General features: G+C 43.0%; 22 protein-coding genes, 1 riboswitch and 1 other annotated feature. Of the genes, 13 read left to right on the forward strand and 9 right to left on the reverse strand.

From position 1 onward, the window contains the following. The first annotated feature begins 87 nt into the window (after positions 1 to 87). The 4 genes from IGJ12_RS06880 to IGJ12_RS06895 all read left to right on the forward strand — a co-directional run bounded on the left by IGJ12_RS06880 (position 88) and on the right by IGJ12_RS06895 (position 3,615). Positions 88 to 1,305 carry an ammonium transporter gene (locus tag IGJ12_RS06880; protein ID WP_005236611.1) on the forward strand — a complete coding sequence of 406 codons (1,218 nt, stop codon included), beginning with the start codon at positions 88 to 90 and terminating at the stop codon, positions 1,303 to 1,305. Positions 1,306 to 1,321: 16 nt separating this feature from the next. Continuing rightward, positions 1,322 to 1,663 (forward strand): P-II family nitrogen regulator, encoded by a 342-nt coding sequence (locus IGJ12_RS06885; RefSeq protein WP_430619501.1) that lies wholly within the window; start codon positions 1,322 to 1,324, stop codon positions 1,661 to 1,663. 150 nt (positions 1,664 to 1,813) lie between these two features. Next, positions 1,814 to 2,938: a DNA polymerase IV gene (gene dinB / locus IGJ12_RS06890; protein ID WP_430619502.1), complete on the forward strand. Its 1,125-nt coding sequence runs from the start codon at positions 1,814 to 1,816 to the stop codon at positions 2,936 to 2,938. Positions 2,939 to 2,958: 20 nt separating this feature from the next. After that, positions 2,959 to 3,615 carry a DNA alkylation repair protein gene (locus tag IGJ12_RS06895; RefSeq protein ID WP_016621224.1) on the forward strand — a complete coding sequence of 219 codons (657 nt, stop codon included), beginning with the start codon at positions 2,959 to 2,961 and terminating at the stop codon, positions 3,613 to 3,615. Positions 3,616 to 3,751: 136 nt separating this feature from the next. On the opposite strand, the gene nrdG is transcribed toward IGJ12_RS06895, so the two are convergent. After that, entirely contained in the window at positions 3,752 to 4,348 is a 597-nt protein-coding gene (gene nrdG, locus IGJ12_RS06900; RefSeq protein WP_005236608.1) for an anaerobic ribonucleoside-triphosphate reductase activating protein, read from the reverse strand. 80 nt (positions 4,349 to 4,428) lie between these two features. After that, positions 4,429 to 6,624 carry an anaerobic ribonucleoside-triphosphate reductase gene (nrdD, locus tag IGJ12_RS06905; RefSeq protein WP_430619503.1) on the reverse strand — a complete coding sequence of 732 codons (2,196 nt, stop codon included), beginning with the start codon at positions 6,622 to 6,624 and terminating at the stop codon, positions 4,429 to 4,431. A 286-nt stretch (positions 6,625 to 6,910) separates the two neighbouring features. On the opposite strand from nrdD, the gene IGJ12_RS06910 reads away from it, so the two are divergent. The 6 genes from IGJ12_RS06910 to IGJ12_RS06935 all read left to right on the forward strand — a co-directional run bounded on the left by IGJ12_RS06910 (position 6,911) and on the right by IGJ12_RS06935 (position 13,757). After that, positions 6,911 to 7,675 (forward strand): ABC transporter ATP-binding protein, encoded by a 765-nt coding sequence (locus IGJ12_RS06910; RefSeq protein WP_005236606.1) that lies wholly within the window; start codon positions 6,911 to 6,913, stop codon positions 7,673 to 7,675. Then, complete coding sequence (locus IGJ12_RS06915) at positions 7,665 to 9,719, forward strand: FtsX-like permease family protein (RefSeq protein WP_005236604.1); 2,055 nt, start codon at positions 7,665 to 7,667, stop codon at positions 9,717 to 9,719. Before IGJ12_RS06910 ends, IGJ12_RS06915 begins: the two co-directional genes overlap by 11 nt. Before the next feature lie 189 nt (positions 9,720 to 9,908). After that, entirely contained in the window at positions 9,909 to 10,991 is a 1,083-nt protein-coding gene (locus tag IGJ12_RS06920; protein WP_008381585.1) for a M42 family metallopeptidase, read from the forward strand. Positions 10,992 to 11,000: 9 nt separating this feature from the next. Then, a complete protein-coding gene (locus IGJ12_RS06925) occupies positions 11,001 to 11,786 on the forward strand; it encodes a DUF975 family protein (protein WP_430619504.1) in 786 nt (261 codons plus the stop codon). A 207-nt stretch (positions 11,787 to 11,993) separates the two neighbouring features. Beyond that, complete coding sequence (locus IGJ12_RS06930; RefSeq protein ID WP_005236590.1) at positions 11,994 to 12,734, forward strand: MBL fold metallo-hydrolase; 741 nt, start codon at positions 11,994 to 11,996, stop codon at positions 12,732 to 12,734. An 18-nt stretch (positions 12,735 to 12,752) separates the two neighbouring features. Then, complete coding sequence (locus IGJ12_RS06935; RefSeq protein WP_275626183.1) at positions 12,753 to 13,757, forward strand: lipoate--protein ligase; 1,005 nt, start codon at positions 12,753 to 12,755, stop codon at positions 13,755 to 13,757. Between the two features lie 47 nt (positions 13,758 to 13,804). On the opposite strand, the gene proS is transcribed toward IGJ12_RS06935, so the two are convergent. Both proS and IGJ12_RS06945 read right to left on the reverse strand, forming a co-directional pair. Then, positions 13,805 to 15,238: a proline--tRNA ligase gene (gene proS / locus IGJ12_RS06940; RefSeq protein WP_430619505.1), complete on the reverse strand. Its 1,434-nt coding sequence runs from the start codon at positions 15,236 to 15,238 to the stop codon at positions 13,805 to 13,807. A gap of 41 nt (positions 15,239 to 15,279) precedes the next feature. Next, positions 15,280 to 15,484, reverse strand: a binding site (T-box leader). A gap of 96 nt (positions 15,485 to 15,580) precedes the next feature. Further along, positions 15,581 to 17,422 carry a hypothetical protein gene (locus tag IGJ12_RS06945; RefSeq protein ID WP_008381574.1) on the reverse strand — a complete coding sequence of 614 codons (1,842 nt, stop codon included), beginning with the start codon at positions 17,420 to 17,422 and terminating at the stop codon, positions 15,581 to 15,583. A 178-nt stretch (positions 17,423 to 17,600) separates the two neighbouring features. Between IGJ12_RS06945 and IGJ12_RS06950 the strand changes: the two genes are divergently transcribed. Beyond that, positions 17,601 to 18,119: a signal peptidase I gene (locus tag IGJ12_RS06950; RefSeq protein ID WP_016613282.1), complete on the forward strand. Its 519-nt coding sequence runs from the start codon at positions 17,601 to 17,603 to the stop codon at positions 18,117 to 18,119. Between the two features lie 62 nt (positions 18,120 to 18,181). On the opposite strand, the gene IGJ12_RS06955 is transcribed toward IGJ12_RS06950, so the two are convergent. Genes IGJ12_RS06955 through IGJ12_RS06970 form a run of 4 tightly spaced genes read right to left on the reverse strand, consistent with a single transcriptional unit; the run spans position 18,182 to position 21,416 of the window. Beyond that, positions 18,182 to 18,862, reverse strand: a complete 681-nt coding sequence (locus tag IGJ12_RS06955; protein ID WP_005236565.1) for an energy-coupling factor transporter transmembrane component T — start codon at positions 18,860 to 18,862, stop codon at positions 18,182 to 18,184. Beyond that, positions 18,789 to 20,201 carry an ABC transporter ATP-binding protein gene (locus IGJ12_RS06960; protein WP_008381568.1) on the reverse strand — a complete coding sequence of 471 codons (1,413 nt, stop codon included), beginning with the start codon at positions 20,199 to 20,201 and terminating at the stop codon, positions 18,789 to 18,791. The genes IGJ12_RS06955 and IGJ12_RS06960 overlap by 74 nt, the downstream gene beginning before the upstream one ends. Beyond that, a complete protein-coding gene (locus IGJ12_RS06965; protein WP_005236560.1) occupies positions 20,198 to 20,800 on the reverse strand; it encodes an ECF transporter S component in 603 nt (200 codons plus the stop codon). The genes IGJ12_RS06960 and IGJ12_RS06965 overlap by 4 nt, the downstream gene beginning before the upstream one ends. Continuing rightward, positions 20,793 to 21,416: a YkoF family thiamine/hydroxymethylpyrimidine-binding protein gene (locus IGJ12_RS06970; protein WP_005236559.1), complete on the reverse strand. Its 624-nt coding sequence runs from the start codon at positions 21,414 to 21,416 to the stop codon at positions 20,793 to 20,795. Before IGJ12_RS06970 ends, IGJ12_RS06965 begins: the two co-directional genes overlap by 8 nt. Positions 21,417 to 21,510: 94 nt before the next feature. After that, positions 21,511 to 21,610: riboswitch (TPP riboswitch) on the reverse strand. Positions 21,611 to 21,933: 323 nt separating this feature from the next. On the opposite strand from IGJ12_RS06970, the gene IGJ12_RS06975 reads away from it, so the two are divergent. Together IGJ12_RS06975 and IGJ12_RS06980 are read left to right on the forward strand one after the other, a co-directional pair. After that, a complete protein-coding gene (locus IGJ12_RS06975; protein ID WP_008381566.1) occupies positions 21,934 to 23,478 on the forward strand; it encodes a zinc ABC transporter substrate-binding protein AdcA in 1,545 nt (514 codons plus the stop codon). 65 nt (positions 23,479 to 23,543) lie between these two features. Beyond that, positions 23,544 to 24,554: a plasmid pRiA4b ORF-3 family protein gene (locus IGJ12_RS06980; RefSeq protein ID WP_008381564.1), complete on the forward strand. Its 1,011-nt coding sequence runs from the start codon at positions 23,544 to 23,546 to the stop codon at positions 24,552 to 24,554. 93 nt (positions 24,555 to 24,647) lie between these two features. Here IGJ12_RS06980 and IGJ12_RS06985 read toward each other — a convergent pair whose 3' ends face one another. Continuing rightward, the gene (locus tag IGJ12_RS06985; RefSeq protein ID WP_430619506.1) at positions 24,648 to 25,763 is read right to left on the reverse strand and encodes an NAD(P)/FAD-dependent oxidoreductase; all 1,116 of its coding nucleotides are present in this window, start codon (positions 25,761 to 25,763) and stop codon (positions 24,648 to 24,650) included. Positions 25,764 to 25,784: the final 21 nt, after the last annotated feature.

Consider the following 25,784-nt stretch of genomic DNA (forward strand, 5'->3'; position numbering starts at 1 on the left):
GAAAATTCATGTTTTTCTCAGAAAAATCTAGATTATTCGAAAATATGATGTTAGGATAGCTAACATATAGAAAGGGAGGCGTGTAAAATGGATACAGGGAATATTGCATTTATTTTAATTTGTAGCGGTATGGTTTTTCTAATGACTCCAGCATTGGCATTTTTTTATGGAGGATTGGAACGACGCAAAAACATCCTCAATACCATGATGATGGTGATTTGTACGATGGGCTTGGCGTCCGTCCTCTGGGTCGCTCTAGGGTATACATTATCCTTTAGCGGGACAGGATCATTTATTGGCAATTTAGACAAAGTCTTTTTCAATCATGTTTCGATGTCAGAAGGAGAGGGAATTCCAGAAGGGTTGTTTGCTGCCTTTCAAATGATGTTTGCTTTGATCACAACGGCGATTATCACTGGATCAGTCGTTGGAAGAATGCGGTTCTCTGCTATTTTTCTATTTATTGGCTTCTGGCTGGTTTTTGTGTATTTTCCAATGGCGCATATGGTGTGGGGCGGTGGCTTCTTAGATGCGATCGGCTCGATCGACTTTGCAGGAGGCAATGTCGTTCACATCAGTTCGGGAATCAGTGGGCTAGTCTTAGCGATCGTTGTCGGTAAGCGACGAGAATTTCATCAAACCGAATATCGTCCTCATAATATTCCCTTTGTTGTACTAGGTGCCGGTCTTTTATGGTTTGGCTGGTTTGGCTTTAATGCTGGCTCTGCGTTAGCAGCTGATGGTCTAGCGATCCACGCCCTAATGACCACGAATACAGCAGCAGCCAGTGCGATGCTTTCTTGGATGCTGATCGAAAAAATCGTCGTGGGAAAACCGACAATCGTCGGTGCTTGTACAGGTGCAGTGGTGGGCTTAGTTGCCATCACACCAGGGGCGGGGTTTGTCTCCCTTTGGTCTTCCTTTATCATTGGCGCTTTAGTCAGTCCGTTTTGTTACTTCTTTATTTCCGTCATCAAACATCGATTAGGGTTAGATGATGCATTGGATGCCTTTGGTTGTCACGGGGTAGGCGGAATCTTCGGTGGTTTGATGACCGGGATCTTTGCCGATCCCGCTGTTGGCGGACATTCAGGATTGCTTTATGGCGGTGTTGATCTTTTTATCGCACAAGCCGAAAGTATCGTATTTACGATTTTGTTCGCTGGTATCCTATCCTTTGTCATAATTACCTTGATCAAATGGGTGATGCCGATTCGCGTATCTCAGCAAGAAGAAGCGGTGGGGATGGATCGGATCGAACATGATGAAACGGCCTATCCTACCTTTATGGGGTTAGATTCTTAAGAGTGGAGGAGCAGTCATGAAAAAAGTTGAAGCGACTATTCGCCAAGAAAAATTAGAGGAGCTAAAAGCCGCTTTGGATCAATCGGATCTGATCAGTGGGATGACGGTCAGTCAAGTTCTCGGGTGTGGCAATCAAAAAGGGTTAAAAGAGTTTATTCGTGGCCAAGAAGTGATCACGACTCTTTTACCGAAAGTAAATGTCCGCTTTGTTTTGGCAGATGAAAAAGTCGATGCCGTGATTGAGCTGATTGTATCGATCTGTCGGACAGATGAAGTCGGTGATGGCAAAATATTCGTCTACCCTTTGGAAGAAGCGATTCGGATTCGCACCAATGAACGAGGAGAAGCTGCCTTATAGCAGAACTTCTTGGGTCATGAACCGTGCAGCAAAAGTAGCGAACGTATAGGGAAGGGCCAATGAAAATTGGTCCTTTTTGCGTCTTTGTCTTGATTCCTTGCTTGATAGGGAACTTCTGTTCGTTTATAATAAGAAGCGAGGTGAGCAACGATGTCGGAACTGCAATTTCCCTTAAAAAATGATACGAGCCGCAAAATTATTCATATTGATATGGATGCTTTTTTTGCTTCGGTGGAAGAACGGGATGATCCTGAGCTGGCCAAGCATCCCCTTGTCATTGCCCGTCACCCAAGTGATACCGGCGGCCGAGGAGTGGTCACGACAGCGAATTATCTGGCGCGACAATATGGCATCCATTCGGCAATGAGCGCACAAAAAGCCTACGAGCTTTGTCCGCAAGCGATTTTTAAACCGGGGAATCATCAAAAGTATCGTGAAGTGTCCCAGCAAGTCAGAGAAATTTTTCACCGATACACCGACATCATCGAACCAGTTTCAATTGATGAAGCGTATCTGGACGTCACAGTGAACAAAATCAACTGTCCTTCAGCAATTAAGATCGCTCGTCTGATTCAGCGAGACATCTGGCATGAGACCCATTTGACTTGTTCGGCAGGCGTCAGTTACAACAAGTTTTTGGCAAAATTGTCCTCGGATTATCATAAACCACGAGGGTTAACAGTGGTGATGCCGGATGAGGCAGTGGCCTTTTTACAACAACTACCCATCGATAAATTTCATGGGATCGGGAAGAAAACTGTCCCCAGGATGCATGAGTTAGGCATTTTTACAGGAGCAGATCTATACGTTTGGAGTGAGATGGCGTTGATCCGCGAATTTGGCAAAATGGGGTATTCTTTGTATCGTAAAGTTAGAGGAATCCATGATTCACCAGTCAGTGTGACCAGAGAACGAAAATCAGTCGGTAAGGAGCATACATATGGCAATCCATTAACGAGTGAAGAACAAGTCTTAAGTCAATTACGCGCCATCGCAGAAGAAGTTGAGAGATCACTAAAGCGCACACAGAAACATGGCAAAACAGTCGTGTTGAAAGTCCGTTACAGTGATTACTCTACGATCACTAAACGAGTGACTTTGCCGATTTACGTTCATAAAAAAGAACAGCTATTTTCGGAAGCCAGTCTCATTTGGGAAGAGATTTTAGGTCTTGAAAAAGGCATTCGTCTTTTGGGAATCACCGTCACAAATCTCGATCCTCTGACCTATGAAAATATCGTACTGCCTTTATGGCAAACATCTGACGATCAGTAGACCTAAAAAGGAGGACCAATATGACGATCTATCAAGTATATGAAACGATGATTGCTTTGGCTGATGAAGAACGAAGGGAAAAAATGGCCGCCTATATGCGGCATCAGTTTGAGTTTTTAGGCATCCCTACACCGTTGCGCCGTCAGCAGGAAAAAGCAGCCTTTAAAGTAGCAAAACAAATGAAACGAATCGATTGGGAATTTATCGATCAATGTTGGCAAAGCAGCTATCGGGAACACCAGTACCTTGCGATTGATTATTTAGTGGCGCTGGAGCCCTTTTTATCAGCCGTTGATCTAGCAAAAATTGAACAGTTAGTCATAACGAAATCTTGGTGGGATAGCGTGGACGCACTAAGTGAGGTCGTCAGAAAGCTTGTTCGCCGACTGCCAGCGTTAAAGGTTGAGATGCTTCGTTGGAGTCTTGAGGATAATCTTTGGCTACGGCGAGTGGCGATTCTTCACCAATTGTTGCAAAAAGAACAGATGGATCGACCATTACTTGAAGAGATCCTTGTCAACAATTTGGGGAGTTCTGAATTCTTTATCAACAAAGCCATTGGCTGGAGCTTGCGAGACTATGCCAAGACGAATCCTCAGTGGGTCCAAGATTTTCTTCTACGCCATCAAAAAAGTCTGGCGCCTTTGACGGTTCGTGAAGCAAGTAAGTACCTTTAAAAAGCTTGGTCACTGATTTTTATATAACAAAAAAAACACCGTGCATCATCTTTGAAGGAAGATGTGGTGACCCCAAAAGTTCGATTTTTTGGTCTAACTTTTGGGGTCATCTCAAGATGCACGGTGTTTTGAGTCGTTAAATTTGTTTTTTGATTTGTTCGTAGCTTGCTTCAGCATCTTTGCACTTTGCCCAGATAACCGCTTTTCCTTGTTCTCGAGATGCAGCAAGATCAATGATTCGTTGATTGCTGCTACCACGAAACTGCAAGTTTAGGTTTCGCTTGCTGAGTTCAAAACGGCCGTCCACCAAAATATCAATTTTGGATAAAAGTTCTAGTTTGTCAGGGGTCTCCAAGAGCAGTTCTTCGTAAGTGTAGCCTGACCAGCTCCAAATGTCCTTGCTATGACCAAATTCGGCGCGAACGCGATCAACAACTTTCAGACAGACCGTCGTGTTCAAGAAAGGTTCGCCGCCTAGGAGGGTCAGTCCTTGAACATAGTCATGTCGCAGATCCTCAATGATTCGATCCTCTAGCTCTTGGGTAAAAGGTGTGCCGTAGCGAAAGTTTTGGACGGCTTTGTTGAAACAGCCTTCACAAGCAAACAGGCAGCCGCTCACATATAAACTATTTCGGATGCCTTCACCGTCCACAAAGTTGAAGGCTTTGTAATCAGCAATATAATTTTGACTGTACTCGTTTGCTTTCCATTCTTGGGGCTTAGGATTTCTCATACGAAAACTTCTTTCTATTGTGAATTACAGGGGTTGTTCGATAAAAGGAGTGTAGAAGAAATCTAACACTCCTTTTATGATTATTCTTGCAAATGTTTGACCCGAGCAGAGATTTCTTTGTGACGACCGTTGACCATCGGGCGAGCTTGAGGATTTCCAAGATACCCGCAGGTTCTTTTGACAACATCACAACTTTTTGGATCGTGATTGCCACACTGTGGACATTCAAAGCCTCGTTCGGTTGGATTAAAGTCTCCTTCATATCCGCACTCGTAACAGTGATCGATAGGGGTATTTGTTCCAAGATAAGCGACCCGATCATATGCGTAATCCCAAACTGCTTCTAACGCTTTTGGATTTTGCTGCAAGACTGGATATTCACAGTAATGAATAAAGCCACCAGAACAGTATTTTGGATAGTCCTTTTCAAAATCAAGTTTCTCAAATGGTGTCGGATTTTTCCGCACATCATAGTGGAAGCTATTGGTATAATATTCTTTGTCGGTAATATTTTCAACTTCACCGAATTTTTCGGTATCTAAGCGACAGAAACGATCGGTCAAGCTTTCACTAGGGGTCGAGTACACACTGAAATGATAGCCGTATTCATCGCCCCAGGCATCGGCATGAGCTTTCAATTCTTTCACGATCGCCATCGTAAAGGCCTTTGCTTCTGGGTCTTGTTCCCAAGTTCCACCGTAAAAAGCCGAAGCAGCTTCGTATAAACCAATGTAACCAAGCGAAACAGTGGCACGTTTGTTTTTGAATAATTCGTTGACATTGTCTTTGCGATCCAAACGCTCACCGAAAGCCCCATACATATAAAGGATCGGCGCATTGGCGGGACTCGCTTCTTTACAGCGTTCCACTCGATAGACAAGGGCATCTTTAACGATTTGCAGACGGTCCTCCAGCAGTGACCAGAATTTTTCTTGATCGCCATTTGCTTCTAAGGCGATCCGTGGAATATTCAATGTCACGACACCTAGATTCATCCGACCGACATTGATTTCTTCACCACGTTCGTTTTTCCAGCCTTGCAAGAAAGAACGACAGCCCATCGGCACTTTAAAGCTGCCAGTCAATTCAACCAATTTATCATAATTCAAAATATCCGGATACATCCGTTTAGTGGCACATTCTAAAGCCAGTTCTTTAATATCATAGTTCGGATCGTTAGGTGCCAAGTTGACCCCACGGCGAATACTAAAAATCAATTTCGGGAAAATAGCGGTACGCTTTTCACTGCCTAACCCGTTGATGCGAATTTGGAGAATCGCTCGTTGAATTTCCCGTTCGAACCAGTTGGTTCCTAAACCAAAGCCAAGGGAAGTAAACGGCGTTTGTCCGTTAGAGGTGAATAACGTATTGATTTCGTATTCTAGACTTTGCATTGCATCGTAGATATCTTTGCGGGTTTTGCTCTTCGCGTAAGCTTCCCGACGTTCGGGTGTCTCAATCCATTCTTCGGCATCTTTTAAATGTTTTTGGTAATTCAACTCAGCAAAAGGAGCCAATAATTCATCTGTTCGATCAGCAGAACAGCCACCATATTGACTCGATGCTACATTTGCAATGATTTGTGAGATTTGAGCGGTGGCCGTTTGGATCGATTTTGGCGATTCCACTTCGGCGTTCCCAATTTTAAATCCATTATTTAGCATGCCTTTAAAATCGATTAGGCAGCAGTTAGTCATTGGGGTATATGGATGATAATCCAAGTCATGGTAATGAATGTCGCCTTTTTGGTGGGCATTTGCCACGTGAGGAGGCAGCATTTTCAAACCAATCGATTTTCCTACGATCCCAGCGGTCAAATCACGTTGTGTGTTGAACACGTTACTATCCTTATTGGCATTTTCATTGACGACCGATTGATCTTTATTCATCAATTTATTGATCGTAAAGTTGATGTCTGTTGCTTTGCTGCGTTCGAAATCACGATGGGTCCGGTAGTTGATATATTCTTCAGCCAAGGCATACTCGTTCTTTGCTAACAAGATATGCTCGACGATATTTTGGATCTCATAGATTTTTACATTTGTACGAAAACGTTCCGCGATCTCGTGATCGACACTGTCAACGATCTCGGTGATTTTTTCGTGGTCGATGGGAGAAAGCTCACCGTTGATTTTTCTCAGGGCTTTCACTAACGCATCATAAATTTTTTGATCATCAAAATCGACAAGCCGTCCATCACGTTTTACGATTTTTAACTGACGCAAAGCGGACTGTCTTTCCAACCCTTGCTCAGGATTTCTCTTAATGTTCATCATTTCTACCACTCCTTATCTTCCACAATATAATAAAACAAATTGTAGAAATGAGCAACTATATATAGTAGTCGTAAAGGGTTTGTGTTTTGGATATACACAATATATGGTGTATATTCATTTAGGTGTTTCCGAGAAAACTTGATAAGATTAAGGATTTGGTTGTTCCATGTTTCACATAATGAATAAAAACTTTTTTAAATTTATTTTTTCTCTGTTTTGAAGCAGAAGTATTCAATGATAAAGTATGCTACCATAAGGAGAGAATTTTTTTAAAGGAGGGTTCTGTGTGAAAAATATGATCGATGTGAAGCATCTGACAAAAAGTTACGGCACCCGTTTCAATCAAACCAAAGTATTAGATAACCTTTCTTTTGCAGTGGATCAAGGAGAATTTGTTGGGGTCATGGGGCCAAGCGGTGCTGGGAAAACGACCTTGATGAATCTTTTGTCTTCAATCATGCGACCTAGCTTAGGCTCGATCTATATCGATGGCAAAGACATTACCCGAATGTCGGAAAAAGCCCTCAGCGATTTTCGCCGTCAGCAGATTGGCTTCATCTTTCAAGATTTTAATCTTTTAGAGACATTGACAGCCAGAGACAATATTTTGCTGCCTTTAGCGATTGATCGTTTGCCCGTGAAGGAAACCCAAGTACGTATCGAGGAGACGGCCAATTTGTTAGGGATCGAACACTTGTTGGATCGCTACCCAGAAGAATTGTCTGTAGGGCAAAAACAAAGGGTCGCTGCTGCTCGGGCGATCATCAGTCGTCCGGCGGTCCTTTTTGCTGATGAACCCACGGGAGCCCTTGATTCAAAAGCGGCAACAGAATTGTTACGGTATTTAGCGCAGATCAATCAACAAGAAAAAACGACGATCTTGATGGTCACCCACGATCCTTTTACCGCCAGCTACTGCAATCGGATTCTGTTCATTCGCGATGGTGTCTTCTTTGCGGAAGTTGTCAAAAAAGGCAGCCGTCAGGAATTTTTCGAAAAAATCATCGATATGCAGGCTACGATTGGAGGCGGTCCGCGCCATGTTGTTTAAAATCGGCTGGCGGAGTTTTTTGCGGCAGTTTCGCAATTATATGGTGTATTTTATTTGTATGATGACCGCCGTGATGATTTTTTATTCCTTTAACGCCTTGATGAATGATCGTCTGCTGAATCAACGGGTCCAGCAAGACATCCGCATTGAAGGGGTTTTAGGATTCGGCAGCAGTGTGGTTGCCTTTGTCGTCTTGTTTTTTATGCTGAGTGCCAATCATTTTTTTCTTAGTCAGCGACAAAAAGAAATCAGTGTTTACCAGCTTTTGGGGTTGCGGCAAGGTCGTCTTGCTTGGCTGTTGCTACGGGAAACGTTTTTACTAAATTTTTTCTCTCTAGTGACCGGTATCTTTATGGGAATTATTTTTTCAAAATTCTTCTCAATGATTTTGATTCGGGCGATGGGCCTAAATTTGACCAGTCATTTCTTTAATTCACCGCAATCGATTTTTTCGACGGTCTTTGTCTTTATCGCCGCAATGATTATATTGAGTATTCAAGTGATCCTTTTTGTTTGGCGTACCCCAATGAGTGAATTGATCAAGACCGAATACCGCTTACCGATCAAAAAAATGAAAATGACTCCGTTTCGTACATTGATGGGGGTCCTAGGTCTGATTTTACTTGGGGTAGGGTATTATCTGTCATTGACCCTAAGGGAAACATGGACCAACTATATCACGTATACGCAAGATTTTTCAGCGATTCTATGGATCCCTTTACTGATTCTATTTTGCTGTATAACGGCAACCTATCTCTTTTTTGATTGTTCCTTGCCAGCACTGTTGTATTTTTTGAGTAAACCAAAAAAACGCCTTATCAAAGGGGCGAAGTTGATTGCTTACAATAACGTGCGTGCTTACTTGCAAAGGACGTGGAAAAGCTACGCCCTTTTGACGATTATCACTGCAATCGCGATTTCATTGATAGGGGGAACAATGGGGGTCATCTCTTTGAATTACCAAGCAACGAACCGTATCTATCCAACTTCCTTTCAGGTGTCAGGAGAGCAGGCAGGGGCCTTGCGTACCCTTTTAGAAAAGTCGGATGTGCCAATTACAGCGGAACAAGCAATTCCCTACAAAATGACCAATATGACGGTGCAGACACGCTACCTAGGAGAGTTGCAAGATGAAAGTGTCGAAAATATGATGGTGAATCTGGTGGCACTTTCGGATTATCAGCGTCTGCGAAAACTGGTTCCGGGTGCTCCTGAGATTCGACTGAGTACTGATAAGCAAGCTGTACTTTTTGACAGTCAATACGACGTAACTCGCTCATTTATCACATATCGCGATGAAGTCAAAGTCGGCAGTCAGCATAATTTTAAACTCATTCAAGCCGAACAAGATTATTTTGGTGATAGTGCTTTACGCTATTCTTTACCCAATGTCCTTGTCATTCAAGATGAGGCGTACCAACAAATCAAAGGATTCACCTATACCATTGCTTATTTACAGACCGAAAAGGTGCAAACAGACGCGCTGACACAGTTGTTGGATGAAGAGCTGCCAATCGAGTGGGCGCATCCATTGACCTATGAATTTAGCGACGACCAAAAAAACGTACGCTTTTATCCAGAGACCGCTCGGGATTCAAGTAGTGATAGTGGTCAGACGACCGCATATCGGCTAACGTTAGCCAATCGCTTTACAACAATGCGCGGGGTGCGACGACAAGCAGGAATCATTTTGTTCGTATCGCTATTTGTTGGGGTGATCGTTTTGATCACCACGTCTAGTAGTTTGATCGTTCGGCAATTTTCTAACACGGAGCGGGAAAAGTACAATTATCGACTATTGACAAAATTAGGCTACACCCGTAATGAAGTGCGCAAGTTGGTGTACTGGCAAAACATTTGGATTTTTATGCCTGGCACCTTATTGGCGATTTTGCATGCGGTATTTGCCATCAATACTTTCACACAGATCATCGATAGTCCCGGGTATTGGGTTGCTCATTTGTTTGCAGCAGTGGCAGCAGTCGTCTATCTGTTTGCCTATTTGATTACCGTCAAGCTGTGTCTGCGGATTATTGAAACTTGATTGAATTCTTTCTAAAACGATCCCTAGAATTGAAGCGAACCTTAAAGGTTAGACCAAAAAATCTAACCTTGAGGATCACTACAAAACGAGGATCGTTTTTTTTATTTAACCAATCTTTTTGTATTTCCCTCTGGTACCAGATTAAGAGAATGGTATAATCATAATCAACGAGACAAAGGAGGAAGCGAAATGGAGAAAAAAGAAGAACAGCTTTTAATAGACCTAACGACTGCACGTGGGGTTCCTGGGAATGAGGAGGAAGTGCGTGAAGTCTTTAAAGAATATGCCAAAGACTTTGCTGAAGATATCTTTTTTGATGGTTTAGGAAGTGTCATTGCCAAACATGTTGGTGATGGCGGCGGTCCGAAAATTTTTATTTCGGGACATATGGATGAAGTCGGCTTTATGGTAACAAAAATCACAGAAAAAGGCTTTATTGAATTTCAAACCCTTGGGGGCTGGTGGGGGCAAGTGATGCTGGCACAGCAAGTGGAGATCAAAACCAATGAAGGCAAAGTGATCCACGGCGTAGTCGGCTCAAAACCACCCCATGTGTTGAGTCCAGAAACTCGAAACAAACCTTACGATATCAAAGATATGTTCATCGATATTGGCGCGTCAAGCGAAGAAGAAGCCAAAGGCTGGGGCATCCGTCCTGGAGACATGATCACCCCCTATATCCAATACAAACGGATGAACGACAGCAAATTTTTGCTAGCAAAAGCCTGGGACAATCGAATCGGTACGGCGGTATCACTGCGGGTATTAGAAACCTTGGCAGCAGAAGGACATCCAAACTGCTTGTTTGCCGGCAGTGACGTGATGGAAGAAGTTGGACTACGAGGTGCGCGAACAAGCACTCACTTAGTGAATCCTGATATCGCTATCGCACTAGATACTGGTACCGCTGGGGACACACCTGGAATGACACCAAAAGAAGCGGATTCTGTGTTAGGCAAAGGCCCACAAGTCTTGATTTTCGATGCTTCCATGATTCCTCACAAGAAATTATTGAATTTTGTGATCGATGTCGCCGAAGAGATGGAGATTCCCTTCCAATATACCGTAATCACTGGTGGAGGAACTGATGCCGGACAAATGCATTTGACTCGTGATGGGGTTCCTTCGATCGCTATTACAGTGCCCGTTCGTTACTTGCACTCGCATACTTCCGTCATTCATGAGGATGATTACTTTAATACAGTCAAGCTTGTAACGGAAGTGGTCCGCCGCTTAGATGATAAAACCGTTAAAGCATTGCGCAGTTATTAAGGTGAGCCTATGAGATCAAACAAAATGATTCGTGAGACGGCTAAAAACTCCTTGCGAGGATTCTGGGGAACGTTCGTCTTAAGTATTTTAGCGACGGTTGCCGTTCAAGCGGTGGTCAGCTCGCTTTTTAGCAGTATTGGGACTTCTTTTGGTGCAAACAATGCAGGGAGCTGGATCGATCTGATCTTGGATAATTTTGTCTTCTTTGCGTTTTCGGTAGCATTGAGTATCATGGCACTCTATCTGGTTCGTGGCAGAGGAATCCAGGTGGCGGATATTTTTCTAGTCTTTGATAAGCGTCTGTATGTACCGTTTTTGCTATTAAACCTAGTGAGCGCGCTTTTAAATTATCTTTTGAGTTTTGCGATTTTCTTGCCGCAGTTTGTCTTATCAGGACTCAATCAGTATTTGGACTTGGTATTAAATTTTAATCGGGGAATCTCTGTTGATGTGGCTATGTTTAATGGTTCGGTCGCTTTTGTGATTGGGACCTTTCTCTCCATCATTTTGTTCTTCTTTTTGTCACAAGTCGTTACTGGTGTGATCCAATTAGCAATCTATCTGCGCTATGATCAACCGGAATTAGGGGTTCTTCAGTCTATCAAAGTAGCCTTTGCTCTCTTACGGCCGCATCTGGGGCAATACATTTGGCTGCAGTTATCACTGATTGGTTGGTTTATTCTGGGTTTCTTGGCGCTTTTGATCGGGATGTTGTGGGCAAACGCCTATGCGTATGCGGTCAACGCAGCATTCTATGAAGAATTGATCAATGAACAACGAGCGCTGATCAGATAAGCAAAAAAAGACGACGTACCATTGGAATGGTTCCTTAAGGATAGAGTAGAACACTCATTCAAGGGATTCATCAATAGACGTCGTTTTTTTCTCATTTTCTTGATCCTTTTTAGCAAAAAAAATGGTCGGATTTTAGTCAAATCAGCTGAGATGTGATAGCATAAAAGAAGTAGAAAATCAGCTGGAGCCAAAGAGGAGGAAACACATGTGAAAATAACTGTCTTAGGTTGTTTAGGTGCCTATCCGTATAATGGTGAAGGGACTACTGGCTATTTAGTAGAGTCAGATGGCTTTCATTTGCTGCTTGATGCGGGAAGTACCACCTTGGTCCAATTAGAAAAGATCCTTGATCCCTTAGACTTAGATGCAGTGATTTTGACACATTACCATCACGATCATATTGCGGATCTGGGGGTATTACAATACTATTGGCAATTATATCCCGAAAACGAAGAACGGCAGGTTTTGCCGATCTACGGTCATGGGGAGGACAGGGTTCATTTTGAAAGTCTGACGATGCCGGGAGTGACCCAAGGATTTGATTACCTTCAGTCTGAGTCGTTGGAATTGGGCCCGTTCACGATTACCTTTATGAAAACGATCCATCCAGTCACTTGCTATGCCATGCGATTTGTTGAGAAAAGTACGGGCAAGGTCTTTGTTTTTACTGGAGACTCTGGCTATTTAGAATCTTTCGTTCCGTTTGCTGAAGGGGCTGACTTATTCTTGGCAGATACCTATCTTTTTGCAGGAAATGAGCGGCACAAGGCTCATTTTACTTCAAAAGAAGCAGGGGAGATCGCCCATGCAGCGCAGGTGAAAAAATTAATGTTGACGCATTTGCCGCAACACGGTGACTTAGAACAGTTACGAGAAGAGGCTGCACTAGCTGCCAATGGAATCCCTGTTGAGTTGGCGGCTGTTCAAAAAATAGTAGAAATCATCTAATTAGGAGGAACGAATAGTATGCTTTTTGTACCGAATGAACTGAACGACCCACGCATCAATTTAGCCATCGAGATTTTTCTTCTTCAAGAAATGAAAGTGGATGAACCAATCTTACTTTTTTACATTAATGAACCATCGATTATCATTGGACGCAATCAAAATACGATCGAAGAGATCAATAAGGAATATGTGGATGAACATGGGATTCATGTCGTTCGTCGTTTCAGCGGCGGCGGTGCAGTCTATCATGATTTCGGAAACTTGAATTTCAGCTTTATTATGCCTGACGATGGCAATTCTTTCAGAGATTTTGAAAAACTGACCAAACCAATCGTCCAAGCCTTGCATGAGATGGGGGTTGAAGGGGCGCAACTAAAAGGGCGCAACGACCTTGTGATCAATGACATGAAGTTTTCTGGGAATGCGATGTACGCAACGAATGGCCGGATGTTTGCTCATGGGACGATCATGTTTGACAGTGACATCAATGAAGTGGTCAACGCCTTGAAAGTCCGCAAAGACAAAATCGAATCAAAAGGCATCAAATCGATCCGCTCAAGAGTGACCAACATCAAACCATTCTTGCCAAAAGAGAAGCAAGACATGACGACTGAAGAGTTCCGTCAAGAAATCTTATTGAAGATTTTTGGTGTCGATTCCGTGGAAGAAGTCAAAACCTATGAACTGACTGAAGAGGATTGGGTCAAGATCAATGAGATTTCCGATAAGTATTATCGCAACTGGGATTGGAATTACGGTAAATCTCCAGCTTTTGATATTGAACGCCGTCATCGCTTCCCAATCGGCTCCATCGAAGTTCGTTTGAATGTGGCAGAAGGAAAAATCACGGATGCAAAAATCTTTGGCGACTTTTTCGGACTAGGGGACATTGCAGATGTCGAACAAGCCCTGATCGGAACTCGTTATGCCAAGGAAGATTTGGCACAAGTCATCACCAACATTGATGTTAAAAAATATTTTGGCAACATCACGCCTGAAGATTTTCTTTCATTGATTTATTAATCAAAAAACGAAGCAGCCTTTTCAATCTGGCTGCTTCGTTTTTTCTATTAGTATGCGCGGGCGATCCAAACGGTATGCTTGGCAGGTTTGCCACTGACGATATCGACTGTTTTTTCTATTGGTGCTTCAAACGGAATGTTTCGGGTAGTAAAGCCGGTTTCTTCTTTGATTTTCGCTTCCGTTTCTTCCGAGCCGTCCCAACCGATCAAAACAAAGCCAGTCACTTTGTCTTCTTGTTTGCACGTTTCGATATGGGCTTTTAGTTCATCCAATGTATCGATGTTGGTGTACTCATTATCTTTGTTACGTTCCTTCGCAGCTGCCAATAAGCGTGGGGTCATTGCTTGCAGTTCTTGATCAACGAAGGCTTCCAAGTGCTCAAGGGCGACTGTTTGCTTGTCAGCCAAGTCGCGGACTTTGACCATCACTTTGCCAGCTTCTAAATCTCTTGGGCCACATTCGATTCGCAAGCAAGCGCCTTTTAGTTCCCATTCATTGAACTTATAGCCAGGTGAGTTATCAGAATCATCCAATCGAACACGAATGCCCTTGGCTTTAAAGTTGGCATACAGTTCTTCTAATTTTTCTAAGATGGCTGGATTCTTTTTCCATGGACCGACTGGTAACAACACAACTTGGGTTGGTGCAATGGTTGGTGGGAAAACTAACCCATTTTCATCGCCATGGGTCATGATCAAGGCCCCCAACAAGCGGGTAGAGACACCCCAAGAGGTTGTGTGGGCATGGACATGCTTGTTTTCTTTCGTTAAATACGTAATATCAAATGCTTCAGCAAATTTTGTCCCCATGTAGTGGCTGGTTCCTGCTTGGACTGCTTTGCCGTCTTTCATCATCGCTTCGATCGAATAAGTATCAACTGCTCCAGCAAAACGCTCAGAAGGGGTTTTTTGTCCGCGATAAACAGGGATCGCTAGGAATTCTTCGCAAAGGCGGGCATATTCATCCAAGATTTTCATGGTGCGTTGACGTGCATCTTCTTCGTTTTCATGAGCGGTATGGCCTTCTTGCCATAAAAACTCTGAGGTACGCAAGAAAGGCAATGTTTTCTTTTCCCAACGAAAGACGTTTGCCCATTGATTAATTTCATAAGGCAGGTCACGGTAGGAGTTGATCCAATCAGAAAAGGCAGAGCCAATCATGGTTTCTGAGGTTGGACGCAAGGCCAAAGGTTCTTCCAATTTTTCATTGCCGACTTCTGTGACCCATGGCAATTCAGGCGCAAAACCTTCAATATGATCGGCTTCTTTCATAAAGAAATTTTGCGGAATCAGCATTGGGAAGTACGCATTACGAATGCCCTCTTTTTTCAAGAATCGATTGAACTCTTCTTGGATATGCTCCCAAAGTTCGAAGCCGTCAGGACGGAAAATAATGGAACCTTTCACTGGGGAGTAAGCCATCAATTCGGCTTTTTGGATCGTTTGGATATACCATTCTGTAAAATCATTTTTTTGTGTCATTCTTTTTCCTCCTTAAAAAAATAAAAAAGCATCTCGTCCTAAAAAAGGACGAAATGCTTGGATTTCGCGGTACCACCTTTGTTGATTATCTATCGGGATAATCCAACTCGTAAAGGATAAGGCCTTTCCACCGACCGTTTTGCGGTCATTGCCATTGGGTAGGTTCATTTTATCAGTGGGTGTCGATTTTTCAGCTGCCATCGACTCTCTAAGACCATCATAAAACTACTATTCCAATGCTTGTTGCTGTTCTTTATCATGCTAAAGCGAAAAAGCGAAAAAAGCAAGAGTTTTTTCGCTTTTTCTTAAAATCGCTCCTTTAAAACTAATGTAGCAAGACGGTCAGTCGAAAGACAGCGGATCTATTTTCGCCCTAAGTGTCAAATGCAAGAGGTGAAGCCCGTCAGTTTCTTCAATCCGGATACTTCCTTGGTAGGCTAAACAAAGTTGTTCTAGCATTTGCATGTCAGCCTGCATCGCCTGTCGTTTGGTTTCATTGTTCTGTAGTTTTTCTGCTTCTTCATTTGAGAGAAGCGGCATTTGGCAGTCGATATGCAACTGGCCGTTCGTGTCATTCACCCTCAACGCGAGTCTTCGCTTTTGAGGATCAGTGACCGCACAAGTGTATCGGATGGCGTACTCTAGGCAATGAGCGATCAAGGATAGACGATCATTTTCCGCCAATTGTTCCAGTGGTTCTATGATGCCATCACAGGCAAAGGTGATCCTTTTTTGAGCAGCTGTGTGTTTATAATTAGCAAGCAGCATCGTCGTGAGTGATTCTTTTTCAACGGAAGGACTCGTTAACTGCTGCTTGATCTGTTCTTCAATCTCACTAAGGCCTTCATAGGCCGCTGCCAACTGCTGATCTTCTAACATATCCTTGACCGTATGGGTTCTTTGTTTGATGGTCCGTAAAACTTGCTGCCATTTTAACGTTTGTTCAGGGCTGATTGCTTGTTGGTTCTCATATAAACGCACTTTGATGTCTGCTGTATCGATCTGTTTGTTTTTGCCCTCGCTGGCAAAAAAAAGTTCGAGGAATCCATAACAAGTAAAAATGATAATTAATAAGAAAAAGATGATCGAACGCCAATTAATATCAGATTGTGGCAAAACTAAAATATCCTGAATATACAAGAAACAATGACCAATAGCCGCAATCACGATCCAAGGCGCACAAATGACATAAAAAGGATTTTTTTTCAATGCTTCATAGATTGCTGCAAAAGAAGTAATGAAGGTACTGGTAATATTCAACAAGAACATATAATTCATGATGACGGGCAAACTTTGTGCTTGGAAAAGTGCGAAAAGTATCGCTAACAGACCGAATGAATAGTGGAAGTATAACCATTTCTGGTAGTACTTGCGAATAAAATGCATATTCGTGCAGTAAAAGCCGATCAAGAACATTGGTGTAATAATAGAAAGAATATTTAACATTACGGAGTTGACGATCGGGGGAAACAGTAGTCCACCAAGCATATCGCTGAAGCCCGCTTCCAAGCCTGCTGTTAAGGCAAAGCCGCTGAATAAGAGAGAAGATATTTTCAGCCTTCGTTGATTGATAAAAGAAACTAAGACATAAAATAAATTGATGATACAAATAAAACCAGTAAATAAAAGAATGTAAATATTTAAAATTGACAGACTGAAGACATAGCCGATCAGTGCATTTGCAGGGCCAAAAAAGACTTCTGCTGGGAAGCCAGAATAGGTGTCAAAAGGACTAGTCACGTATATTTTCAAGGTTTTACCAACATAATCCTCAGGCAAGGTGATAAAAGACAATGTTTTGCCTGGATGATTGAGAGTCAGTGGATCATTGGGCTCATCGTTGGTGTAAATTTCTTGATCATCGAGATAGACAGTCATGTGTTGATGATCGCCAATTAGTAACATTGTAGGGTATTTATAATCGTTGGTCATTTTTCGCTTCATCACAAAACGATCATTGGCTTTTACACTAGGTAAATGTTTCACATAACGGCTAATAAAAGTAGATTCGGGATTGTCCTCAGCATAGAAAATCCAGTCTTCCTTTTTCTCCACTGCATGGATATCAGAAGTTGGGAATAAAAAAAGAACGAGAAAAAAGACAATACTTCCCAGTAAAAATAGGACCAGAAGGATGAAGGGAATCCAACGCTTTAAAAAAAACTTGTTATTTAAAAAAGGCATACTTTTTCTCCTCTGTTTTTTAATCGCCTTTAGCATAATATAAATAATTAAATAAAGTCAAATAATAATCGAGTAATCTTCGTATAAAAATTCAATGAAACGTTTTTAAATATTTGAAAAAAATAGAGTTATGTTATAGAATCATAAAAGAAACTGAGATTTAGAAGGAGAATAGAAAATGAAGCTTTTTCCAAAACAAAGTATCATGCTCTCACTTTTTGTACTGATGTTCATGCTGCTGTCTGTACTAATTGTGGTGATCCCACATGCGTTTGGTTTCACAATGGCTATTGTTGCTAGTGATGCAATGGAACCGACATATTCTGAAGGGACACTCCTTTTTGTAAAAAAAGCTTCTGAAGATAATTTAGTGGTTGGCAACGAAGTAACGTATTATGTTGATCAAGGTAGACAGATGCGGACGCGGCGAATCGTTGCGGTTGGGGAAAATCAATCGGTGCTCTACACCATTGGCGACAATCAAAATCAGATGGAACCAAACGAAATTCAAAAAAGTCAATTGATTGGCCAGCCGATATTTTATATTCCCAAAGTAGGGGCCTGGTTGAACCAAACGACGATCCAGCTGTTTAAAAACATGTATCTTCTTTTCGCCTTGTATATATTAGCAACAACGATGTTTGTTACGTTTTACCAAATCAAATCTGGCTCAGTAAAAAAGACGATCACTTCTTAATAAATCAATGAAAAAAGACAAAGAAACCCTTACGTTTCTTTGTCTTTTTGTCTCTTTCCCCTTTATAGGATGAGTGTTCCGCCAAGTCCCACCATCAAACATAAGGATAAAAACAGCGTATCCATAAAAGTGATTCGAAATGTCTTGGCATAAGTTCGCGTTCCTTCACCGTCGAAACCTCTTGAAAGCATTGCCGTCGCCAAAAGTTCGGACCAGCGAATGGATTTGACGAGTAAAGGAATCAACATTTTGAAAGAAAACGAATTGACTGAGATTCCTCTGGAACGCATGCTATTGCGGATGTTTTGATACTCTGCTGGAATGATCGGAGCAATTTGAAACGCAGCGAGCAGACCGTACGCAAAAACGGCAGGCAGGTGCAGCTGTTGCTGCAGCGAATAAATCAATTCATTGATCGTGGTCGTCACACTGAAAGAACTGCCCAGAATACCGAAGCAGTAGATTCGGCTCGCCATGTCAAGCCCATAGTGAATAGCTGCCGTTGAGGAGGGAGCGCCTTGATGGTCTTGATAGTAAAGGAGACCAGTGAAAAAGACCCCTACAGCTGCCAGTGTTAATGCAGAAAAGAGCAAAAGACTTTTTTTCAAGGAGCGCTCTTTTACAGTAATAACGAAGAATAGGACAGAGAGCAATAAATTCAATCTGAAATTATTTTGAAAAGAAACCACTAAGGCGAGTCCTAAAATGGCGAATAACTTGACTGTGGGATTGAGTGTACGCATCTGCGACCTCCTTTTGATAGCAATTGAAATCAATGATTTGCGAGCAAAACTGTTGCAACAATAAGACATCGTGACTAACGATCAAAACTAACGTGCCAGTGGTTGCTTTAGCAGCTAATAGCTCCATGATCTGCCAAGCTTGTGTGACATCTTGACCATATGTCGGCTCGTCTACTAGCAGTAGGTCGACCGGGCGCTGCAGTAAGGAGGCAACAGCCAAGCGCCGTTGCTGTCCTTGACTCAGTAGAAAAGGCGACTGGGCACTCTTGTTTTGCAGACGCAATTTTTCGAGTAGTTTGTCGCTCTCGGTCGGGGCGCTTCCTTGGCTAAGCTCTTGCGCAACGGTAGCTGCCAAAAATTGGTCTTGCGGATTTTGCATGATCCAACTGATGGAGCGAAAAGGTGACGGATACTTCTTGATTGGTTTACCTGCCAAAAGAATATCCCCTTTATAGGCCTGCTGCTGTAAAATAGCTTTTAAAAACGAAGACTTGCCGCTGCCGCTACGTCCAGTGATTCCAATCAGTGAGCCCTTATCAAAGGCAAGATCTGGGAAAACAATTTCATGGTTTCGGATGGGTAATCGGAAATTTTGAAATGAAAGCCGTTTTTCGTTAGAAGTCGATTTAATGTTCACAAGCGGCAGCGACTTGCGTAGGTGCTGATCAAGTTGGCGGAGCGCTGCTTGATTGATCGTTCTGAATTCCTCTTCAATCAGCAGCCACTCATCGACCCAGTTAGCGGTCTCTTTGATTTGATGATCGATCAATAAAATACCAAGAGCATTTTTGTGTTGGATTTGCTGCAGTTTTCGTATGACTTTTTGACTTGTGTCCGAATCCAAATTGGCAAAGGGTTCGTCCAAAAGCAAGTAACGACTTTTTAATATCAGACAACAAGCCAATGCGGCTAGCTGTTTTTCACCACCAGACAAGGTCGTGAAAGGTTGATCAGCAAGGTGGGTAATCTCGCAAAATGCCAAAGCTTCAGCCACTTTGTTTGGCATGTCTTTTTGGGGAATACATTGATTCTCTAAACAGAAAAGCAACTCTTCTCGAGGTGTTGCCATGCAAAATTGCATATCAGGATTTTGAAACAATAAGCTGACGGACGTGCTTCTTTCCCGGATGGAAAGCTGGTTCATCGTTTGGCCGTCAATCGTATACGTCCCTCCATCAAACCCCTTCTCATTTAGTCCCGCTAAGAGATGGAAAAGGGTGCTTTTTCCTGTTCCTGAAGCACCATAAATCCCTTTTGTTTCACCAGGGGCCAAAGACAGAGTCAATTCAAGTCGCTTTTGATCCACCAAAAAACTGCCGTTTTTTACCGACAGGCTCATGCGGTTTTCCGTTTGACGATGACCGTTTGATCTTCAGCAATGGGGTAACTGTTGAGGACCCCCATCCGTGTCAAGTGGTCACAGACGATCTTCACTAAAAAGGCTGAAAAGAATAACGAAGAAAGCAAGCGAATAAGAAAGATCGCCAACAGCAACTGCCATTGTAGGTTAATGAAATTTGACCGAATGATTCCCCAAAGAAAACTCGTGATCGTGGCGCCCACGGCTCCAGTAACTAAAGGGAACCACCCGTAGCGTCGGTAGCGGCCTAATGCAAAGCCGGCTTCTGTTCCGATCCCCTGTACAAAACCGCTAATAAAAATGATAGGTCCATAAAAATTTCCCATAAACACTTCTAAAAGAGCCGCAATCATTTCAGTGATCGTAGCTGCTCCCGGCTTACGTAGCACATATCCGGCAAAAGCTGCCGCCATGAACCAAACACCAAAGATAAACTCATTGGCTAAGACAGATAATCCAAAGGGCGTTAGAAGCGTACCTAACAACAATCCGAAATGGACAGCCCCAAGATAGATCACGCCAAAAATCAACGAAGCAATTCCTACCATGATGACATCTTTCAAAGCCCACTTAGTCATGTGGCATCGCCTCCTTTTTTGAAGGGCTATTGACCGAAACAGTCGCTTCCAGAACATAGTGGGGGAGATGGTCATGGGCATAAGCTAATGCGGCTTCAAAATAAGCAAAGAGTTGGCTTGCTGATCCGGTCAGCATCGTCACATAGTGAGCGGAACGAGGGCTCAAGCCATGAGTCTCTGCCAGTTGGACGATCGTGGCGATTTCTTCCATATAATGATTTTCGCCAAATACGTAAAACGAATATTTGCAATCAACCAAAAAGTCACCATTCGCAAGGTTCTTTCCTTTATTGGGTTGCGCCTGTTCGCCATTCAAGAATGTGTCACCCGCAGTGTCTCCGGGACAGCCTTTGGAAAAAGTAAACTCACCCACGAGGTGTGTCTTTGATTCGTAGGCGTTGATAAATAGCGCCTCTGCTGCGTCTATGACACTAGGCGCTTCCCCTCGAAAAAGGGTACTGAACAGATCGGTCTGCTGCCAAACAGCGCTCGTATTCGTTTTTTCGATACTTGTTAAAATTTGTTGCGCGAAATGGTCTTTCATTGGGTACAAGCTAACTCGGCACCCCGTGATATCGATCCCATCTGCCGCACAGGCGATTGGTTCATTTGTCATTTTTCTCTTCTCCTCTCGATGGTTTTTCTGTCTACAAAAAAAGCGTTCCTCCTTTTTCTATCCACACGTAGACAGAAAAAATGGGAACGCGAAAAATCATGCGCTGCCACTTCCCTACGTTGGTACTAACCAAATCAGGTTCTAAGGGACCAGACATACGTCTATCTCAGCATAAAGCGCCCCTAGTGGATAATCTTGTATTCAATTACCCCTCGAGTGTAGCACAGGAGGCGACAAAGGACAATAGATAGCGATTTTCGTCATTTGCCGATTGTTGCCGAATCAACCGATCCATTCAGTAAGTTAATAATGATATCAGCAGTGGTACATATGAAAGTTTTTACATATAAAAAAACATCTTGAAAAGCTGTTGACAAGGAGTAAATAGTTGTGTAAAGTAGAAAACCGATGGTAAAACGTAAACGTTACGTTTTGTTTTTGTAAATCGTAATTGATTTATCAGTGTTTTGCCGAGGAAAAGGAAATATGGAAAAATAAAAAGGAGTGTATTTTGAAAATGAAGAAGTTTTTTAAAATAACGATGTTATCAACAGTAGCCCTAGCTTTGGCGGCCTGTGGACAAGGAGGCTCTGATGCAACTGAACAATCAGGCAACGCTGCTTCTGATAATGAACAAATCCAGGTCATGGCTACGTTTTATCCGATGTATGATTTTGCTCGTCAAGTTGTAGGGGATGAAGGGGAGGTTGAATTATTGATGCCCGCAGGCACTGATTCCCACGATTATGAACCTTCTGCAAAGGATATGGCAAAGATCCAAGATGCGGATGTTTTCGTTTACAACAACGAGAACATGGAAATGTGGGTTCCTTCGATTGAAGCCACGTTAAATGACGGGGATGTGACAGTGGTTAAAGCCACAGAAGGAATGGTCCTGTTACCCGGTGACGATGACCACGACCACGATCACGATCATGACCACGGCGATGATGGTCATTCTCATGAATTAGATCCCCATGTCTGGTTAGCCCCAAGCTTAGCCATGAAACAAGTAGAGGCGATCCGTGACCAGCTGAGTGAGGCTTATCCAGCGAAAGCGACAGCCTTTGCTGAAAATGCGGCAAATTATTTAGCACAATTACAAGATCTTCATGAATCGTATGAAGAAGCATTTAGCAATCCGGCGCAAAATCATTTTGTAACGCAGCACGCCGCTTTTGGTTATTTAGCTTTAGAATACGGATTGACCCAAGTTCCGATCTCCGGTCTTTCACCAAGTGAAGAGCCTTCCGCTTCACGGATCGCAGAACTAAAAGAGTTCGTTCAAGAAACAGGCATTCAGACGATCTATTTTGAAGAAAATGCCAAAGACAGCATTGCCCGGACGTTAGCGTCAGAAGCAGGAGTCGAATTAGCTGTTTTGAACCCATTAGAAGGCTTGACCCAAGAGCAGATGGATAACGGGGAAGACTACATTTCAATTATGGAGCAAAACCGCGATGCCTTGAGAAAAACCACCGATGTAGCAAATGACAAAGAAATGGCTGAAGCCGAAAAAGAAAAAACAGTTTATAACGGCTACTTTGAGGATGCCGATGTACAAGACCGTCCTTTATCTGACTGGGCAGGAGACTGGCAATCCGTTTACCCATTTTTACAAGACGGAACATTGGATCAAGTGTTTGATTATAAAGCAAAAATGGACAAGAAAATGACAGCTGACGAATACAAAGAGTATTATACGACAGGGTATCAAACGGATGTTGCTCAGATCAAGATCACAGACAATACAATGACATTTATTTTTGATGATGGTACAGAGAAAGAAGCCAAGTATGTGTATACTGGCAAAGAGGTTTTGAACTACTCAGCTGGTAATCGTGGCGTACGCTTCTTATTTGAAAGCACCGATGAAGATGCGGCGTTCAAATATATCCAATTTAGCGACCATATGATCGCACCAGGTGCTTCACATCATTTCCATATCTACTTTGGCAACGAGAGTCATGAAGCGTTACTAGAGGAAATGGAGCATTGGCCGACCTATTACCCAACGGGGATGAGCGGATTAGAAATTGCACAGGAAATGCTCTCCCATTAAAAAAAAGATTGACAATCCTCGCTCTTTTCGTCAAAGTAAACTTGATAGGAAGGAGCGAGATTTTTTTGGAAAAAACATTGAAGAAATTAGCGAAAGTGATTGACCGGATGATGGATCACGTTGATTTGTATGGCGGACCCAGTGTGGTTAGTGACGACGATCTTGAGCATTACTTAGATCCTGTTTTTTACTTGATCTTTTGCGCGGAAACAGATGGCGGCATGACCAAACTAAAAGACAAAGTCTTTGTTGAATGGGTATATACTGAAATGCTGCCTCAAGAAGTACCGTACAGTCTAAATTTTCTTCCGTTTGCCAAAACAGCCATTGAAGACTTTTATTACTGCATGTATAAAGAAAAGCATATTACCAAATCGCAATACCTAGAAATTGCCTTTGTATTGGCTGAAAAACAACCTATCTTTTTCGCTCGGATGTCCAAACCACAGTTTTGGTCAGCTGAAAAGAAAGAAGCGATGTTAGCAATGATTAAAGACACCGATCCCGAAGAACATGATCTATTGCCCGTTGATGACCCACGGATTGCTGCAATCTCGCCAAAAATCGTCCCATTTCCAACAAAACATACGGCCTTTGATGACGCAGCAGATACGCCGGTCGCCTATCAGGTCCGTATTGATTTAGAAGGATACCGTCCGCCAATTTGGCGTCGTTTGATTATTCCTGCAGGGCTGACCTATGAACAGCTACATATTTTGATCCAGATTGCCTTTGAGTGGATGAATCAACATTTGTATTTGTTTATTGCCGGCTCGAAATCGATCGGCTTAGGCAATTCCGTTCCAACGGATGCGTCCGCTATTGACCAAGATTTTCAGTATTGTAAGTCCATGACCTATATTTATGATATGGGGGCAGATTGGACACATAAGATCAAGATTGAAAAAGTGTTGACAGCAGAGGATCATCCGAATCCGGTCGTCCCGGTTTGTATCAAAGCTGTGGGCGATGTCCCGATCGAAGATGCCTTTGATGATGATATCCGTGAACCACTGGATCGTGAGATCATCAATGAAGTTTTACTCGATTATTGGGAAACAGGAGAATATGTTTAACTAGTAGTTAGGAAATTGTCCGTAATTTTACAAGAATCAAACAGCAAAACCACCAGACCGTAACGGTTCTGGTGGTTTTTTAGTGGTTTCCTATCAAAGGCGCTTCTTGATATACTCTGTCATCGGTTTGGTGTAGCACGAGAAGTCTGTTGGTTGCGCATGTACCTCATTGATCCGATTTGCTAGAAGATAACCGATGTAAGGTCCCGTCGTTAAACCGGAAGAACCTAGCCCGCTGGCGGCGAACAAATTCGTTTCATCAGGCACTTCCCCAAAGAAAGGCGCAAAATCAGAGGTGTAAGCGCGTGTGCCGACTCGCATAGTCATTGGGGCAGCAAAGAGTGCTTCGGGGTCTTCAAGAAAAGCACCGATTCCTGTCATCAATTGCTGTTGGGCTGCTTCAGTAGGTGTCAAATCCCAACCAGCATCATTTTCATGAGTAGCGCCTAATAAAATTTGACCATTAGAGAAGGGAATCAAGTCGCCTTCGCCTTCTAGCATGGCGACCGGCCAACTGTTTGTCGGCAGGTTGGTGGCAAAAGAGAGCAACTGGCCTTTTTGCGGACGGATATCAACCTGATACCCTAAAGGTGATAACAAGTCTAGTAATCTCGGTCCAGCTGTCAGGCAAAGAATCTCGGTCTCAAGAAAGTGATCCTTGGTTTTGATTTGCCAATGGTTGTCGGTTCTGACGATCTCAGCTTTTTCTTCAATAAAAGTCACTTGCTGCTGCTGAGCGTTTGCTTTTAAGTGGGCAAGATAAGCCTGACCATCTAAGCGGCCACCGCCTGTGATTCGTAAAGAGGGCATTTCTTTTAGTAATGGCAATACCTCTTTGGTTTGTGAGCCCGTCAGTAAGTCGATTTCGCCGATTCCTGGTGCCGCCTTACGTCGATTTTCAGCTAATTCTGCCAGTTCTTGAAGCGCCTTTTCTGGTCGCACTACTAAAGTGCCACATGGGGCATAGATGGATTCATCTAAAGCAAAATCCCGTACCAATTTCGGGAAGAAAGCGGCTCCGTCTTGTGCTAACTGGTACCATTTTTTATTGCGGCGTTTGGATAACCAAGGGGAAATGATGCCAGCGCTGGCAGATGTTGCTTGACCGATGAGGGAATCAATGACAGTCACGTCAAATTTGGTTTTATCAAGATAATTGGCGAGGGTCAAACCGATGATCCCACCGCCGATAATCATAACTTTTTTCATAGTAGAAGACTCCTTTGGTTG

The sequence above is a fragment of the Enterococcus sp. DIV0802b genome, from assembly GCF_050543535.1.
GTDB lineage: Bacteria > Bacillota > Bacilli > Lactobacillales > Enterococcaceae > Enterococcus_D > Enterococcus_D entomosocium.